Origin of the sequence: Paracoccus angustae (assembly GCF_042648745.1) — a bacterium.
In the GTDB taxonomy this organism is placed as follows: Bacteria; Pseudomonadota; Alphaproteobacteria; order Rhodobacterales; family Rhodobacteraceae; genus Paracoccus; species Paracoccus angustae.
Window position 1 is genome coordinate 186,784 of sequence record NZ_JBHRXY010000004.1, and the last position, 15,687, is coordinate 202,470.

Genomic DNA, 15,687 nt, shown 5'->3' on the forward strand with positions numbered 1-15,687 from the left:
GCCCCATGGCGGCCGTTCGGAGCCAAATGTCGCGCCGACGCGTTCGCCTGCCGAGCCTGTCGCCGGGAGGGTCGATGACATCGGAATGCCTGCGTATCCTTGTGGTCGAGGATGACTTTTTCGCCGCCGACAAGCTGTCCCGGGAAATCCGCGCCGAGGGCGACGCGGTGGTGGGGCCGTTTGCCGACGTGCATGACGCGATCCAGCGGGTCGGGCTGGTGCAGGCGGCCATCCTGGACGTGCAGGTCCAGAACGAAAGCTCGTTCCAGGTGGCGGATTCTCTGGCCCATCACGGCATACCCTTTGTTTTCCTGACCGGCCACGACCCGCAGGCCGTTCCGGCCCGGTTCCCGCGCCGCCATGTCTACACAAAGCCCACCCACGCGGCGCCGCTGCTGCACGACCTTCACGAACAGCACCGGGCCTTGGTCCCGCAGGACAACATCGACAGCATCGAGAACACCGTGATCGAGATGATCCGCCGGTCGCGGGCGGTGATGCCCGACGAATCCTCGGCCGACCGCCTGGTCGAGGCGGCGCTGCTGCGCGCCATCGCAGAAACCGCCGAAAGCCGGATGGAAGGCGATCTCAGCGCCCGCCTGCTGGATCTGCTGGACGACGAATACAGCCGGCGCGGCAGGATGCACCTGCAATAGCCGGGCTGCGGACGGCACCGTGGATCGACAAGGCGATCATTGCTCCGGGGGGTGACGGGGCGACGACCGCGCGGTCAGCAGGGCGTCGCGCAGGCGCGCCGCCAGTTCCCGAAGCCGCTGCGGAACCACCTCATGCTCGGCACGGCGGCTCAAGTCCTTCAACCGCTTTTCCAGGTCGCCGCTGGTCTTTGCGTCCTTGCCCATATCGCGCCTCGTTCTGGGGATCCCGGCTCCGTGGCGGCCCCAACCGCGGGACGCCGCCTTTGTTCCCGGACCCGGCCCGCCGATCCCGTTTCTGGCGGAAAAGCCGTGTTCCGGCCGCATCCGGCCTTTCCGCGTGCAGATCGCCGCCGCGATTTCTATCTTGCGCTGCCACCATCGGCCGATCTGGAACGTTTATCCCTGATGGATCACGCCGCCGCACAATCATCGCCCTGGCCGCCTGGCCCCAGCCGGATGGCCGCCCGCGTGCGCGCGCACGACTGGGCGGCGACGCCCCTGGGCCCGGCGGACCAGTGGCGGCCCGAACTGAAGATGGCGGCCATGATCGTGCTGGAGTCGGGCTTTCCGGCGGCGCTTGTCTGGGGCGACCATCTCGTCACGCTCTACAACGACGCCTATGTGCCGGTTCTGGGCGGCAAGCCGGATGCGCTTGGCGCGTCCTTCGCGGACATCTGGCGGGAAGCCTGGCACCGCATCGGCCCGATCGCGCGCCTGGCCCTGGCGGGCGAGGCCGCCTTTGCCGAGGATCTTCCCCTGGCGCTCGACCGCGGCCGCGGCCCCGAACGGGCCTGGTTCACCTTTTCCTGTAGCCCGGTCCGCGACGCGGCGGGCGGCGTGCTGGGCTTCATCGACACCGTTGTCGAAACGACGGCCCGCCAGGTTCCCGCAGCCGCGCGGGAAGCCGCCCGGCAAAAGCACCGCGGCACCAACGGGCCGCCGCCCGACGTGCTGAACGCGATGGTTGAGGGGTTTGCGCTGCTCGGCCCCGATTTCGCCATTCTCGATGTGAACGACCGCACGGCGGGCCTTGGCGGCCGTTCGGCCAGTCAACTGGTCGGCCGGTCGCATTGGGACGCCTTTCCGGGGACCGAGCATTCCGCCCTTGGCGATCTTTACCGGCGCGTCATGCGGGACCGGGTGCCGGGATCGCTTGAACACCGCTGCGCCCGGCCGGACGGACGCGAGATGTGGCTGGAGGCGTGCGCCTATCCCGCCCCGGACGGCGGCCTGGCCGTTTTCTGGCACGACGTGACCGCCGCCAAGCGCGACGACGAGGCCCTGCGCGCCAGCCAGGAACGCCAGGCCTTTCTGCTGACGCTGTCGGATGCCTTGCGGGCGGAACCCGATGCGGACGGGATCGCGACCCGCGCCCTGCGGATGCTGTCGGGGCAGATGCGGCTTGACCGCTGCCATGTCGCGTCCTGCTGCCCGGCCGGGGACCGGGCCGACGTGATCCACCAGATGGGCAACGACCGCGTTGCCCCGCTGCCCCGCCAGCTCCGCTTGTCCGGCTTTCCGCAAACGGTCGAGCAGATGCGGACCCGCACGGTGGTGGTCGAGAACGATGCCGAACGCCCCGGTCTTTCTCCGGCCGAGCGGCGGAACGGCCGGCAACTCGGGATGCGCGCCTTTGTTGCGCCAAGGCTGCGGCCCGGCGCGAACGGCCGGTTGTGGTCGATGGCCGCCGTATCGGCCACCCCGCGGCGCTGGACCCGGGACGAGATCGCCCTGGTCGAGGAGGTGGCCGAGCGAACCTGGGACGCCATGGAACGCGCCCTGGCCGAAGCCGCGCTGCGCGAACGCGAAAGCCAGTTCCGGTCCCTGTTCGACGCGATCGACGAGGCCGTGCTGGTCACGGAACCCGTTCCCCCGCGTCCCGACGGCCTGCGCGACTGGCGCCTTGTCGCGATGAACCGGAGGGCGCAGTCGATGTTCGGCAGGTCCGACCTGACCGGCCAGTCGGTCCGCGACAGCTTCCCGGACCAGGACGAGGGGTGGTACGACATCTGCGAACAGGTGTTCCGCACCGGCGCGGAAGCCCGCTTCGAACGCGAGGCGGTTTCCCTGGGCAAGGTGCTGGAGATGTTCGTCACGCGGGTCGAGACCGCCTCGGGCGCGCACAACCTGATGGTGGTGATGCAGGACGTGACCGAACGCCGCCGCATGACCGACGCCCTGCGCCGCAACGAGGAACGGCAGGTCTTTCTTCTGAAGCTCAGCGACACGTTGCGCCATCTGACCGACCCGGACGAGATCACGGGCGCCGCGATGCGCCTGCTGGGACAGGCGGTGGCCGCAAGCCGCGCTTATTACGTCGGATGGCCCCCCGGCGCGGATCACGGCGAGGTGGCAAGCGACTTCGCCGTGCCGGGCCTGCATAGCCTGGCGGGACGTTATCCGAAGGACGCGTTCCGGTCGGCCTATGACAGGATCTCGCAAGGCCGCACCTGGATCGTCGAGGATGCGGCAAGCGATGCCGAACTGGCGGCCGCCGAACGGCAATACTACCTCGACAACGGCGTCGCGGCCTGGATCGACGTGCCGCTGGTCAAGCAAGGACAGCTGATCGCAGCCCTTTGTCTGGTCCAGGCGCAGGCGCGGCGCTGGACAACCGGCGAGATCGCCCTGGCCGAGGAGGTGGCCGAGCGCATCTGGGCCGCCATCGAACGCGGCCGGGCCGAAACGGCCTTGCGCGCCAGCGAGGAACGCTTCCGCGAATTCGGCGACAACAGTTCCGACGCGCTGTGGATCGTGGACGCCGAGACGCTGCGTCTGGAATATCTCAGCCCCGCCTTCGAGACGATCTGGGGGGAAAGCCGCGCGGCGGCGATGGCGGATCTGTCGCGCTGGTCCGACCTGATCCATCCCGACGACCGCGAAACCGCGCTCCGGGCGATGCCGCGCCTGTTGGCGGGGCAATCCTTTGTCGCCGAATACCGCATCAGGCGGCCCGACGGCGAGGTCCGATGGATCCGCGACGCGGGCTTTCCGATCATGGAAAACGGCGCCGTCAAGCGCGGCGGCGGCATCGCCCAGGACGTAACGGACCTGAAGCGTATCGAGGCCGCGCTGCGCGACAGCGAGGCGCGGCTGCGCCGCTTCGGCGAGGCGTCGCAGGACGTTCTGTGGATCCGCGATGCCGAAACGCTGCAATGGCAATACCTGACCCCCGCCTTCGAACAGGTTTACGGCCTGGACCGCCGAAAGGCGCTGGCCGGGGACAACTACCGCAACTGGCTGGACCTGATCGTCCCCGAGGACCGCGCCCATGCCGCCGAAAACATCCGGCGCGTGCGGGACGGCGCGCAGACCGCCTTTGAATACCGCATCAGGCGGCCCGCCGACGGCGCGATCCGCTGGCTGCGCAACACCGACTTCCCGATCCCGAACGAGGCGGGAAACGTGACCCTGATCGGCGGCATCGGCCATGACCTGACCGAATTGCGCGAAACCGAACTGCGCCTGCACGCCCTGATCGAGGGCATTCCGCAACTGGTCTGGCGGGCGGGCGCCCCCGGCCGCTGGTCCTGGGCCAGCCCGCAATGGACCGCCTATACCGGGCAGCACGAGGCGGACAGCCGGAACTGGGGCTGGCTGGAACCCCTTCACCCCGATGATCGCGGCGCGGCGCGCGCGGCATGGGACCAGGCTGTCGGGCAGGGGCGGCTGGACGTGGAATGCCGCATCCGCAGCCACCGGGATGGCGCCTATCGCTGGTTTCAGACCCGGGCGGTGCCGGTCCGCGACGAAGCGGGCGACATCGCCGAATGGGTGGGCACCTCGACCGATATCGACGAACTGCGGGACTTGCAGGCGCGCCAGGGGGTCATGGTGGCCGAGTTGCAGCACCGGACGCGCAACCTGATCACCGTGATCAGCGCGATCTCGCGCCAGACGATCGACGAGGCGGCCTCGCTGAACGATTTCCGGCACCGCTTCGACGACCGGCTGGCGGCTCTGTCGCGCGTTCAGGGGCTGCTGTCGCATCTGTCCGCGGGGCAGCGCGTGACCTTTGACCAGCTGCTCGGGTCCGAACTGTCGGCCCTCGGCGCGCCCGAGGGCAAGGTGACGCTGGACGGCCCCCGGGGTGTGACGCTGCGCTCGGCGACGGTGCAGACCTTTGCGCTGGCCTTGCATGAACTGGCGACCAACGCCCTGAAACACGGGGCGCTGGCCTGCCCGGACGGACATCTGGCGATCCGCTGGACGGTGGCGCGCGGGGAGGACGGGCAGCACCGCTTGCGGGTCGATTGGCGCGAAACGGGCGTTCCCATGCCCGCCGCGGGGAACCGTCCGCAGGAGGGCGGCTATGGGCGCGTGCTGATCGAACGCGCGCTGCCCTATCAACTGAAGGCCGCGACCACCTATGATCCGACGCCCGACGGCGTGCATTGCACAATCGACGTGCCGACATCCGCCCCGGCCCGCGACCGGATGGGGCCATGAGCACGTCCCCCCTGACCGGGCCTCTGTTCGGCCGCCGCATCCTTGTCGTCGAGGACGACTTCCTGATCGCCGAGGAGGTCCGCCATGATCTGGAACAGGCGGGCGCCGTGGTGGTCGGCCCCGCCCCGTCGGTCGAAAAGGCGCTGCGGCTGCTGGACGTCGATCCGGCCATCGAGGCCGCCGTGCTGGACGTGAACCTGAATGGCGAGCAGAGCTTCCCGGTCGCCGCACGGCTTCGGGCGGCGGCGATCCCGTTTCTGTTCGCGACCGGCTACAACCCGGCCGATCTTCCGGCGGAATGGCGCCAAGCCCCTGTCGCGACAAAGCCGTTGGAGATCGCCCATGTCGCCCGGCTTCTGGAACCGGACAAGCCGGCATAGCGCCCGGACCGGCCGCCCGCCATTCCTGCGGCAAGAACGCGGCACATGTGACGGGGCATCGCATCGTTTCCCGTCCAACGGCAGAAAAGCCCGGCGCGGGCAAAGCTTGCAAGTTCCGGGCGGCGCTGTCGCCGGGCAGGGCAGCAGACCCGCACCCGGCTTGGAAAAAGTGCTGCCCGGGGGGTCCGGGGCTTTCACGCCGTCCGGGTGTGGCGAGGCGGACTGGCCTGCCTGAACGGGGGCCATCGGACATGCCGCCCTTCCGCGACCCGGAAAGGCCGGCGCCCGGGTAGGACGGCGCGACTAGCGCAGGACGGCCCCGGGCAAGCGGCCATTTCCGCCGCCCGGCTGTCCGTCAGGGACCGGCCCTGGCCCACGCGCGACAGGAACAAGGGCAGGTCGTGTCGCGGCGGCCGCGTGGGCTTCCCGCGACCGGCACGGTGTGGGCGTGAAAGGCGCAAAGCGCGCTTCCGCCGCCGAAGGCAAGGCGGTGCGTGGTGCGGTCAACCCAGCCGTTGCTGGATGGCCCGCAGCATGGACATATGAGAGTCGATCGCCGGAACCGCCACGATGGAGGCGCCCTGCGCCCGGGGATCGCTGCCGTTCTGGGCATAGCCCGCGTGAAGGGCGCGCAGCTGTTCGTGCCCGGTCATCTGGCCTTGCAGATACATGTTGTCGAACTCCGCACCCGACAGGGCCGACAGCTGTTCCATCATGGCGGCATGTTCCGCCGTCAGCTGCTCGGACGGGGCGGCGCCAAAGGCGGTGGCGACGGCCTCCTGCTCGGACACTTCAAGCGCGGCAAAGGCCTTGACCGCCGCGTCCGCGGCCTTGTCGGCCGCCATCCGGCTGCTGAGAAGAGCAAAGTTCCCGGCCAGCAGGATGTTCTGCTTTTCCGCGTCGGTTCCGGTCTGCGCATAGGCCAGCCGGGCGACGGGCATCACGGCGGCCAGGGCTCCGGCCGCGAAAAGCGTTCTACGTTCCATCGGCGTCTCTCCATTGATGTGGACGACATGCAAACCGGCGAACAATCGTCATGTTCCGGCGCTTGCTTTTTGTTGGCTGTGTTCCCGGCTGCGGACCGGGGAATGTTGCCGGTGTCGGGGGCGCCTTGACGGCCCGATTTGCCCCTTGCCGGACATTCGGCCGGAACTTTGCCTGATATGACAGGTTCTTCGGTCACTTCCCCTGTGGATTTTACGAAGGAGACATACGATGACCAAGCTTCTGACATCGACCGCGCTGATCGCCATGCTTGCCGGCCCGGCCCTGGCGCAAACGACGGCAGAGCCGGCCCCCGCGACCGAGGCGCCCGCCACCACCATGACCACGACCACGACCGCGCCCGCATCGGCGGCGGGCGGTTTTGGCTACACGGCGGCGCCGACCGACATGTCGGCCGACGATTTCATCGAAAAGAACCTTTACGTGTCCGAAACAGATCCCGACACCACCGCGACCTATAACGATGCCGACGAAGGTTGGGACAGCATCGGCGAGATCGACGACCTGGTGATCAGCGAAACCGGCGAGATCAAGGCCGTGCTGGTCGACATCGGCGGCTTCCTGGGCATGGGAGAGAAAACCGTCTCGGTTTCGATGGACCAGCTGCGGGTGATCCGCGACGGCGATTCCGAGGACGATTATTTCATCGTCTTCACCGCCGACCGCGCCGCGCTTGAAAGCGCGCCCGCCTTCGAATGGCCCCAGCGGGACTGACATCTGGCCCTGCCGCGCAGGCCAAAGGCCCGGGGATGCCCGGGCCTTTTCCATGCGTCACGCCTGCCGTCCCGGCCATCCGCAAGGCCAGCGTCCGTGACGGGGATCGTCCCAGGCGGGCATGTCCAGCCAGGGATACCAGCACAGGCCCGCGACGGGCACGCCCGACAACGCGATCTCGGCTTGGACATGGGCCAGCCAGCCCCAACGGTCGCGGACATGGGGGAAGCGCCGGCGCGCGGCGGGCAATCCCTCGTGCCAGCCCGTTTCCGTGATCATCACCGGCAGGCGGTATCGGTCGGCCACCGCGCGCAGGACGCGGTGCAGCGGCTCGACGGCGTGATGGGGGTAATAGTTGACGCCGACCATCCGCACATGGCCGCTGGCGACCAGCCGGTCGGTCGCCTTGAAGACATTGGGGTGCAGGTGGTGGAACGGATCGCAGGTGGCAAAGCGGGGCCGGGCCGGCAGGCAGGCCGCGGTCGCCATGATCCTCAGCGCCATGTCGGTCGCGCGCCCCGGCGTCATGCCCGACACCCGCCGTCCGACCGAAGGTTCGTTCACGGCGATGGCCCAGGCATCGGGGGGCAGGGCCAGGCAGCAGGCGACCGCGTGCCGGACGGGGCGCGGCGGGGCGTCGAAATGGACGAAATCCCAGATGACGGGAAAGCCCCGGGGCGCGGCATTCACGCGCGCGGCGATGTCGTGGCGCCAGGACAGCCCGTCCCGCGCGCCCGCGACCCCCTGATCCCGCGCCACGGCGTAATGATGCCCCATGGCGCCCTGCGGCAGGTGGTTCGTGGAATCCAGCAGATCGTGGCCGTTCCAGTGCAGCCGGCCGCATTCGAAGCCCGCCAGGATCGGGGCGGGGCCTTGGGCCGGAAGAAAGGCCTGTCCGGGAAAAGCGGCGACATTCATCGGCCTTGCCTGAACCACAGGCCCGTGGGGAATTCAATGCCGGTGAACACGGATCGGGCGCCGCCGTTCCCCCGGGGCCGCCGGGTTCCCATATGGGCGCCATGACCGACGATCCCCTCTGCCCCCTTTGCCTGCGCCCGATCCCGCCCGGCGTGCCGCAAAGCCTGCATCATCTGATCCCGCGGTCCCGGGGCGGCGCCAAGGGGCCGGTCGTGCTGCTGCACCACATCTGCCACAAGGAAATCCACGCGGCGATCGGCGAAAAGGATCTGGCCCGCAGCTTCAACACGCCCGAGGCGCTGCGCACCCATCCCCGACTGGCCGCATTTGCCGAATGGGTCAGCCGCCGCCCGCCGGGCTTCCTGTCGCGCGTCCCCGGCGGCACGCGTCGGAAACGGCGCTAGGGCGGCGCCGTTTGCGTCCGGGAAGGGGCGGCATCGCCGCCACGGACGATGCCGTCCCGACCGCGACCCAATCGGATTGAAGCGCCCCCGGGCGACAGGATGGCAATCGCCGCCGGGCCGTCAGCCGTAATCGACCCAGACTCCGCCCGCGTCGGCGGAGCGCACGCAATGTTCCACCCAGCGGACGCCCTCGACCCCTGCCGCGATGCCGGGAAAGCGCAGGCCGGACACGCGGGACGGCTCGCCGTCCTCATGAGCCTCGATGGCCAGGGCAAAGCGGTAGTGCAGGTTCGCCCAGGCGTCGAACAGCCCCTCGGGATGACCCGCGCCGATGCGGTCGTCCGCCAGCGCCTGCGGGTGCAGATAGGGCATCCCCCGGTCCAGCAGGCGCGCGGGTTCGCCCTGGATTTCCAGCCGCAGCTGGTTGGGATGTTCGTCCCACCATTCGACCGAGCCCCTGGACCCCACCACCCGCACCTTCTGGCTGTGCATCGCCCCCGCGTTCACCGCCGAGGTCCAGCAGGTGCCGACCGCGCCCGTGTCGTATTCCATCAGCACGGTTGCGTTGTCCTCCAGCGGCGCGCGGGACGCGACAAAGCTTTGCCGCGTGCAGAGCAGCCGCCTGATCCGCAGATCCGGGCAGATCACCTGGGCGATGTACAAGGGATGCGTTGCCAGATCGCCCAGGACATAGCTGGGTCCGGCAAAGGCCGGATCGACGCGCCAGCGGGTGGCCGGACTGTCCCCTTCCACCGCCTGGCTGTGGAAGCCGTGGGCGAATTGCAGGGTGACGATGCGGATCCTGCCCAGGGTGCCGTCGGCGACCAGGCGGGCGGCTTCCTCGATCATCTGGTGGCCGGAATAGCCGTAGGCCACGCCCACCACCAGGCCGCGTTCGGCGGCGATGGCTTGCAGGTCCAGCGCCTCGGCGGTGGTGAAGGTCAGGGGCTTTTCGCAGATGACGTGGAGCCCGGCCAGCAGCGCGGCGCGGGTGATCGGATAATGGGTGTTGTTCGGCGTGGCGACGGTCACGCAGCGGATGCCGTCGGAACGCGCGGATTCCGCGGCAAACATCGTCCCGTAATCGCGATAGCAGCGGTCGGGGTCCAGGCCCAGTTCGACCCCGAAATCGCGGCCTCGGCCGGGGTCCAGGTCGAAGGCCCCGGCCTTCAGGTCGAAATAGCCGTCGCGCAGGGCGGCGGACCGGTGGACATAGCCGATCTGGCTTCCCTTGCCGCCGCCCACCATGCCCCAGCGGATCGCGGATTTCGTCAAGCGGGTGCCGTTGATCATCGGGCGGTCTCCTGGGAGGGGCGGGCAAAGCCCACGGTTTCAAGATAACGGCGGGATTTCCCGACATCGGCCAGCGATCCGCCCGCGTTCAGCGGGTCGCGTTCCTGTTCCACGGTGACGAAGCCGGCATAGCCGCGCCGGTCCAGCAGGGTCTTGATCGCGGGATAGTCGATGCAGCCGTCGCCGATGGGGCACATCACGCCTTCGGCGCAGGCGTCGAAAAAGCGGATGCGGCGGGCCATGACATCGGCGTGTTTCGCCGCGTCGATGTCCTTGAAGTGGATATAGTCCAGCCGGTCCCAATGGCGGTCCAGCGCGGCGACCGGATCCATTCCGGCATAGAAGGCGTGGCCGGTGTCCAGGCACAGACCCGCCTCGTCCGCAGGCACGTCGCGGGCGATGCGGGCGATCTCGTCGGCGAATTCGATGTGGCCGCCCGCATGGGGGTGGATCACGGCGCGCACGCCCCATTCGTCGCGGGCGATGCGGGCGACGGCACGGATATTGGCCACCATGCCCGCCCAGGCCGCATCGTCCAGCCGCACCGCGCGGTCGAAATGGCCCGCGGCGTAATCGCGCGCCTCGTGCCCCCAGTCCATCACCGTCAGATAGGGCGCCGCGAACCGCTGGCCCGCGGCAAGCGGGGGTTTGGGCAGCGCGGTGATCACCGCGCAGATCCGGCGGGCCTGGCGTTCCAGGCTGTCGCGGTTGGCAGGGTCCACGAGATTGTCGAAGATCGTGCCCGCGACGACGTACAGCCCGCGCAGGCTCAGTTCCGCCGCGACCGCCTCGGGGTCCAGCGGCATGTAGCCATGGGGTCCAAGCTCCAGCCCGCCATAGCCTGCGGCTGCGGCCTCGCTCAGCACCTGCCGCCAGGGGGGCAGGTTCGGGTTCGCGATGTCGTCCACGCCCCAGCAGCAGGGCGCGGTGGTGATGGTGATGGTCATGGCTGTCCTCCGTCACCGGCAGGATTACCGGCCAGGTCGCGCGGGACAAAGGAAGGACTTGAGGGGAAGCCCTCAATCCGCCAGTCTCGCGCGCAAAAAGGGGGGATCATGGCGAAGGTGACGCTGGAGGACGTGGCCCGCGCCGCGGGCGTGTCGGTGGCGACCGTGGACCGGGTGGTGAACCGGCGCGGCGGGGTCTCGGCGGACAAGGAAAGGGCGATCCTGCACGCCGCCCGCCGCCTGGGGCTGGACCGCGGCCTGGTGATCAGGCCCAGGGCGGCCAAGCGCATCGCGGTTCTGATCCAGCCGCCGGCGAACCCCTTCCACGACCAGTTGCGGCGCGGGATCGACCAGGCCCGCGCCATCCACCGCGACCTGAACCTGATGTTCCAGGTCGAACAGATCGACCCCGCGCAGCCCGACCGCATCGCCGACCGGATCGCCCGCGCCGCCGCCTGGGCCGACGGAATGATCCTGACCGTGCCCGCGGCAGCCCCCATCGTCGCCGCGATCGAGGCGCTGCCCCCGCGCATCCCCGTGGTGACCATGGCCGACGACGTGCCCGCCCGGGGCCGCGCCGCCTTTGTCGGCCCCGACGACCGCCAGTCGGGGCGCGTGGCGGGCGACCTGATGGGCTATCTGATCGGGCAGGGCGGGGGCGAGGCGCTGGTGCTGATCGGCCGCTTCGACATGCCGGGCCATGGCGCGCGCAGCGGCGGCTTTATCGACGTGCTGGCCGAACGCCATCCCGCCGTCCGCGTCAGCGAGGTGCTGGAAACGCACGAGGACAAGGCCACCGCCGCCGCCATGGCCCTGCGCGCGGCGCGGGCCAATCCCGACCTGCGAGGCATCTATCTGTGCACCACCGGCTGTTCGGAACTGGCGGCGGCGCTTGCCCCCCTGCGCCGGTCGCGCCCTCTGGCCATCGTCACCCACGAGCTGACCCCCGAACGCCGCCTCATGCTGAAGGCCCGCGAGGTGCAGGCGATCATCGACCAGAAGCCCATGCTGGAGGCCCGGCTGGCCGTGGAAACCATGGCCCGCCTGATCGGCCGGCTGGACGGCGAGGCCGGGTCCATCGCCACCGAGATCCAGATCTTCATGCCGGAAAGCGTCTGAGGGTTTCCCCTCAAGCCCGCGCTTGCCGGGCCGCGCGGCCCGCCCCTGGCCTGCCACGGGAACAGAGGAAACACATGGCGGCTGTCGGTTTCGGCGTCATCGGCGCGGGCTACATGGGCAAGGCCCATGCCATCGCGCTGTCGCAGGTCTCGACGGTGTACGAGATGCCGCTGCGCGCGGCAAGGCGCGTGATCGCGACAACGGCCGCGGCAGGGGCGGAACGCCGGGCGCGGGACTTCGGCGTCGCGCGCGGCACCGGCGACTGGCGCGATCTGCTGGCGGCAAAGGACGTGCAGGCGGTCGCCATCGCCTCGCCCACCTTTCTGCATGCCGACATGGCGGTTGCCGCCCTGGAAGCGGGCAAGCACGTGATCTGCGAGAAGCCCCTGGGCCGCACCGCCCGAGAGGCGGCGGCAATGGCCCGCGCCGCGCAGGCCAGCGGACGCGTCGCGATGACCGGCTTCAATAACGTCAAGAACCCCGCGACCCAGCTTGCGCGGCAGATCGTCGCGGGCGGCGATATCGGCGAGGTCATCCATTTCGCCATCCATGCCGCCGCCGTGGCGGATGCCGTGCTGGCATCCTGCGACGCCGGGGCTTGGGTCCGCGTGGACCGGATCGAGGCGGAGGCCCGGGCATGATCCGCCTTGCCATTTTCGGCGCGGGCCGCATCGGCGCGGTCCACGCGATGAACGCCGCCGCCATTCCCCGGCGTGAGGGTCGCGCATCTGGTCGATCCCCGGGCCGATTGCGACGCGCTGGCGGCGCGGCTTGGCGCACGGCGGTCGGACGCCGCGCAGGTCCTGGCGAACGATCTGGACGGCATCGTCATCTGTTCGTCCACCGCCAGCCATGCCGACCTGCTGCTGGCGGCCGCCAAACGCGGGCTGGCGGTGTTCTGCGAAAAGCCGGTTTTGCTGGACTGGCCCACGGTCGCTCGCGTGACCGAAGCGGTCGAGGCGTCCGGCATCCGCTGCATGATGGATTTTCAGCGCCGGTACGACCCGAACTTCCGCGCCGTTCGGGACCGGATCGCCTCGGGCGCCGCGGGGCGGCTGGAACAGCTGGCGATGCATACCCTCGACCCCGCCCCGCCGCCCGTCGATTATGTCCGCCGCTCGGGCGGGATGCTGCGCGACCAGGCGATCCACGATTTCGACCAGGGCCGCTTCCTGTGCGGCGAGGAGATCGCGGCCGTTCACGCCGTCGGCGACTGCCAGATCGACGAAGGCAACGGGGCCGCGGGCGACATCGACACGCTGGCGGCGGCCATGCCGACCCAATCTGGCCGGATGGTCGCGATGACCAACAGCCGCCGCAGCCCGCTGGGATACGACCAGCGGCTGGAAGCGCATTGCGCCGGCGAGGTGCTGTTCATCGACAGCCGCCCGCAGACCGACATCCGCGACGGATACGAGGCGCAGCGGCTGGCCGAAGCCGCCCTGGCCTCCCTCGCCGCCGGCCGGACCGTCGATCTTCGGGACGGCTGGCAACCTTGACGGGCGGGGCGGTGATGTGAAACCGTCAGGCCTCTGACATGTTCCATCACCAGCAGGAGGGCCGGATGCGCCGTCCGACCATCGCCGATCTGGCCCGCGAGGCGGGCGTCAGCCTTGCCACCGCCGACCGCGTGCTGAACGGCCGCCTGAAGGTGCGCGAGGAAACCGCCCGCCGCGTGCAGGAAGCCGCGCAGCGCATCGGATACCACGGCGCCAACGCGATCCGGGCGCGGCTGATGGCCGAACTGCCCGAACTGCATGTCGCGCTGATCCTGCAAAAGGAACGCCACCCCTTTTATCAGGACTTCGCGCGCCTGTTCCAGGAACACGCGGCGCAGGTCGCATCGCACCGGATCCGCGTGACGGTGCGGTTCGCGCAATCGACCCTGCCGGGAGAGTTGGAGCAACTGCTGACCGCGCTGTCGGGCAAGGTCGACGCGGTGGCGGCGACGGGGTTGGACCACCACAAGGTCACGGCCGCCGTCAGTGAATTGCGCGCGCGCGGCATCCCGACCTTTTCCCTGTTGTCGGATTTCGCGCAGGGCGTGCGCGAAAGCTATGTCGGCACCAACAACATCAAGGTGGGCCGCTCGGTCGGCTGGCTGATCTCGAAGATCGCCAAAAGGCCCGGAAAGGTCGCGGTCTTTATCGGCGGGCACCGCTTCCACGGGCACGAGCTGCGCGAAACCGGATTTCGCAGCTATTTCCGCGAATACGCCCCGGATTTCGAACTGCTGAACCCGCAGGTCAACCTGGAAACGCGGCAACTGACCTACGAGGCCGTGACCGAACTGTTGGAACGCCACAACGACATCGTCGGCATCTATTGCGCGGGCGGAGGCATGGAGGGCGCCATCGCCGCCCTGCGCGAATTGCGCAAGCCCGGCGACGTGGCCCTGGTGGTGAACGAACTGACCCCGGATTCGCGCGAGGCCTTGCAGGACCGCACCCTGTCGGTGGTCATCAGCACCCCCCTGCGCCAGGTTTGCGAGGAAACCATCGCCCTGATGGTCCATGCCCGCGACCACGGGCTGACCGACAATCCCGGCCAGCGGTTCCTGCCCTTCCAGATCTGGACGCCGGAAAGCCTGTGACGCGCGTGATGGCAAACCATCATGGCAAGCGTCATTTTCCATCACGAATGATGGTTTTACCGATCACGGCCTGATTGACCGGGGAACGGCCCTCGGTGATGTTCCTTGTGCGACGACCCGAGGAGAATCGTCGTCGCCACCTGCCAAAGACCGGACCGACGGAACCCTGCATCCGCAGGGACGGCTTCCTGCGGCCCGCTGTCCGGGACGGGGTAACGAATAAGGTGCCAAGCGCACCATCAGTGGAGGGGAAAGACCATGAAGCGACTGCTGACGGCGACCGCGATCTGCGCGGTGATGGGAACGGCTGCCCAGGCCGAGAATATCGGAGTGTCCATGGCGCTCTTTGACGACAATTTCCTGACCGTGCTGCGCAACGGGATGCAGGACCACGCCGCCAGCCTGGACGGCGTGACCTTGCAGATCGAGGACGCGCAGAACGACGTGGGCAAGCAGCTGAACCAGATCCAGAACTTCGTGGCCTCGGGCGTGGACGCGATCATCGTCAATCCGGTGGATACCGACGCCACGGTCGCCATGTCGCAGGCCGCCGCGGACGCGGGCATCCCGCTGGTTTATGTCAACCGCGAGCCGGTCAACGTGGACGACCTTCCCGAAAACCAGGCCTTCGTGGCCTCGGACGAGAAAGAGTCCGGCACCCTGGAAACGCGGGAAATCTGCCGCCTGCTGAAGGAGGCCGGCAAGACCGAGGCCAAGGCCGTGGTGCTGATGGGGGAACTTTCGAATCAGGCGGCGCGGATGCGCACGCAGGACATCAAGGACGTGATCGCCACCCCCGAGTGCAGCTTCATCCAGATCGTCGAGGAGCAGACGGCGAACTGGTCGCGCACGCAGGCCGCCGACCTGATGACGAACTGGATCACCTCGGGCCTGGAATTCGACGCGGTGATTTCCAACAACGACGAGATGGCCATCGGCGCGATCCAGGCCATGAAATCCGCCGGCATGTCGATGGATGACGTGATCGTCGGCGGCGTGGACGCGACCCAGGACGCGCTGGCCGCCATGGAGGCGGGCGACCTGGACGTGACCGTGTTCCAGAACGCCGCAGGCCAGGGCCAGGGCGCGGTGGACGCCGCGCTGAAGCTGGCGCGCGGCGAGGACGTGGACACCAAAGTCTATGTGCCCTTCGAACTGGTGACCCCCGCGAATCTGGCGGATTACCAGGCCAAGAACTGAGCCTTGCCG

15 protein-coding genes are annotated in these 15,687 nt (G+C 69.1%); 10 read left to right on the forward strand and 5 right to left on the reverse strand.

Translation table 11 applies throughout. The features are described 5' to 3' along the window. The first annotated feature begins 74 nt into the window (after positions 1-74). Positions 75-656: a response regulator gene (locus ACFOM8_RS07975; protein WP_377760939.1), complete on the forward strand. Its 582-nt coding sequence runs from the start codon at positions 75-77 to the stop codon at positions 654-656. 36 nt (positions 657-692) lie between these two features. Here the strand turns inward: ACFOM8_RS07975 and ACFOM8_RS07980 are convergent, their stop codons facing one another. After that, a complete protein-coding gene (locus tag ACFOM8_RS07980) occupies positions 693-860 on the reverse strand; it encodes a hypothetical protein (protein ID WP_377760940.1) in 168 nt (55 codons plus the stop codon). A gap of 264 nt (positions 861-1,124) precedes the next feature. Between ACFOM8_RS07980 and ACFOM8_RS07985 the strand changes: the two genes are divergently transcribed. After that, a complete protein-coding gene (locus tag ACFOM8_RS07985; protein ID WP_377760941.1) occupies positions 1,125-5,105 on the forward strand; it encodes a PAS domain S-box protein in 3,981 nt (1,326 codons plus the stop codon). Further along, a complete protein-coding gene (locus ACFOM8_RS07990; RefSeq protein ID WP_377760942.1) occupies positions 5,102-5,485 on the forward strand; it encodes a response regulator in 384 nt (127 codons plus the stop codon). Before ACFOM8_RS07985 ends, ACFOM8_RS07990 begins: the two co-directional genes overlap by 4 nt. A 503-nt stretch (positions 5,486-5,988) precedes the next feature. Here the strand turns inward: ACFOM8_RS07990 and ACFOM8_RS07995 are convergent. Then, positions 5,989-6,471 carry a DUF4142 domain-containing protein gene (locus ACFOM8_RS07995; RefSeq protein WP_377760943.1) on the reverse strand — a complete coding sequence of 161 codons (483 nt, stop codon included), beginning with the start codon at positions 6,469-6,471 and terminating at the stop codon, positions 5,989-5,991. Between the two features lie 229 nt (positions 6,472-6,700). On the opposite strand from ACFOM8_RS07995, the gene ACFOM8_RS08000 reads away from it, so the two are divergent. Further along, positions 6,701-7,204 (forward strand): PRC-barrel domain-containing protein, encoded by a 504-nt coding sequence (locus tag ACFOM8_RS08000; protein ID WP_377760944.1) that lies wholly within the window; start codon positions 6,701-6,703, stop codon positions 7,202-7,204. A 57-nt stretch (positions 7,205-7,261) separates the two neighbouring features. Here ACFOM8_RS08000 and ACFOM8_RS08005 read toward each other — a convergent pair whose 3' ends face one another. Continuing rightward, a complete protein-coding gene (locus ACFOM8_RS08005) occupies positions 7,262-8,122 on the reverse strand; it encodes a hypothetical protein (protein ID WP_377760945.1) in 861 nt (286 codons plus the stop codon). A gap of 101 nt (positions 8,123-8,223) precedes the next feature. Here ACFOM8_RS08005 and ACFOM8_RS08010 point away from each other — a divergent pair, with 101 nt between their 5' ends. After that, complete coding sequence (locus tag ACFOM8_RS08010; protein ID WP_377760946.1) at positions 8,224-8,526, forward strand: HNH endonuclease; 303 nt, start codon at positions 8,224-8,226, stop codon at positions 8,524-8,526. Between the two features lie 120 nt (positions 8,527-8,646). Here the strand turns inward: ACFOM8_RS08010 and ACFOM8_RS08015 are convergent, their stop codons facing one another. Continuing rightward, a complete protein-coding gene (locus ACFOM8_RS08015; RefSeq protein ID WP_377760947.1) occupies positions 8,647-9,819 on the reverse strand; it encodes a Gfo/Idh/MocA family protein in 1,173 nt (390 codons plus the stop codon). Continuing rightward, complete coding sequence (locus tag ACFOM8_RS08020; RefSeq protein ID WP_377760948.1) at positions 9,816-10,766, reverse strand: TIM barrel protein; 951 nt, start codon at positions 10,764-10,766, stop codon at positions 9,816-9,818. The genes ACFOM8_RS08015 and ACFOM8_RS08020 overlap by 4 nt, the downstream gene beginning before the upstream one ends. Positions 10,767-10,874: 108 nt before the next feature. On the opposite strand from ACFOM8_RS08020, the gene ACFOM8_RS08025 reads away from it, so the two are divergent. The 5 genes from ACFOM8_RS08025 to ACFOM8_RS08045 all read left to right on the forward strand — a co-directional run bounded on the left by ACFOM8_RS08025 (position 10,875) and on the right by ACFOM8_RS08045 (position 15,678). Further along, the gene (locus ACFOM8_RS08025) at positions 10,875-11,885 is read left to right on the forward strand and encodes a LacI family DNA-binding transcriptional regulator (RefSeq protein WP_377760949.1); all 1,011 of its coding nucleotides are present in this window, start codon (positions 10,875-10,877) and stop codon (positions 11,883-11,885) included. A gap of 74 nt (positions 11,886-11,959) precedes the next feature. Beyond that, a complete protein-coding gene (locus ACFOM8_RS08030; RefSeq protein WP_377760950.1) occupies positions 11,960-12,526 on the forward strand; it encodes a Gfo/Idh/MocA family protein in 567 nt (188 codons plus the stop codon). A 72-nt stretch (positions 12,527-12,598) separates the two neighbouring features. Then, positions 12,599-13,384 (forward strand): Gfo/Idh/MocA family protein, encoded by a 786-nt coding sequence (locus ACFOM8_RS08035; RefSeq protein WP_377760951.1) that lies wholly within the window; start codon positions 12,599-12,601, stop codon positions 13,382-13,384. Between the two features lie 38 nt (positions 13,385-13,422). Next, positions 13,423-14,478, forward strand: a complete 1,056-nt coding sequence (locus ACFOM8_RS08040; RefSeq protein ID WP_377760952.1) for a LacI family DNA-binding transcriptional regulator — start codon at positions 13,423-13,425, stop codon at positions 14,476-14,478. Positions 14,479-14,736: 258 nt separating this feature from the next. Beyond that, a complete protein-coding gene (locus tag ACFOM8_RS08045) occupies positions 14,737-15,678 on the forward strand; it encodes a sugar ABC transporter substrate-binding protein (RefSeq protein ID WP_377760953.1) in 942 nt (313 codons plus the stop codon). The last annotated feature ends 9 nt before the right edge of the window (positions 15,679-15,687 follow it).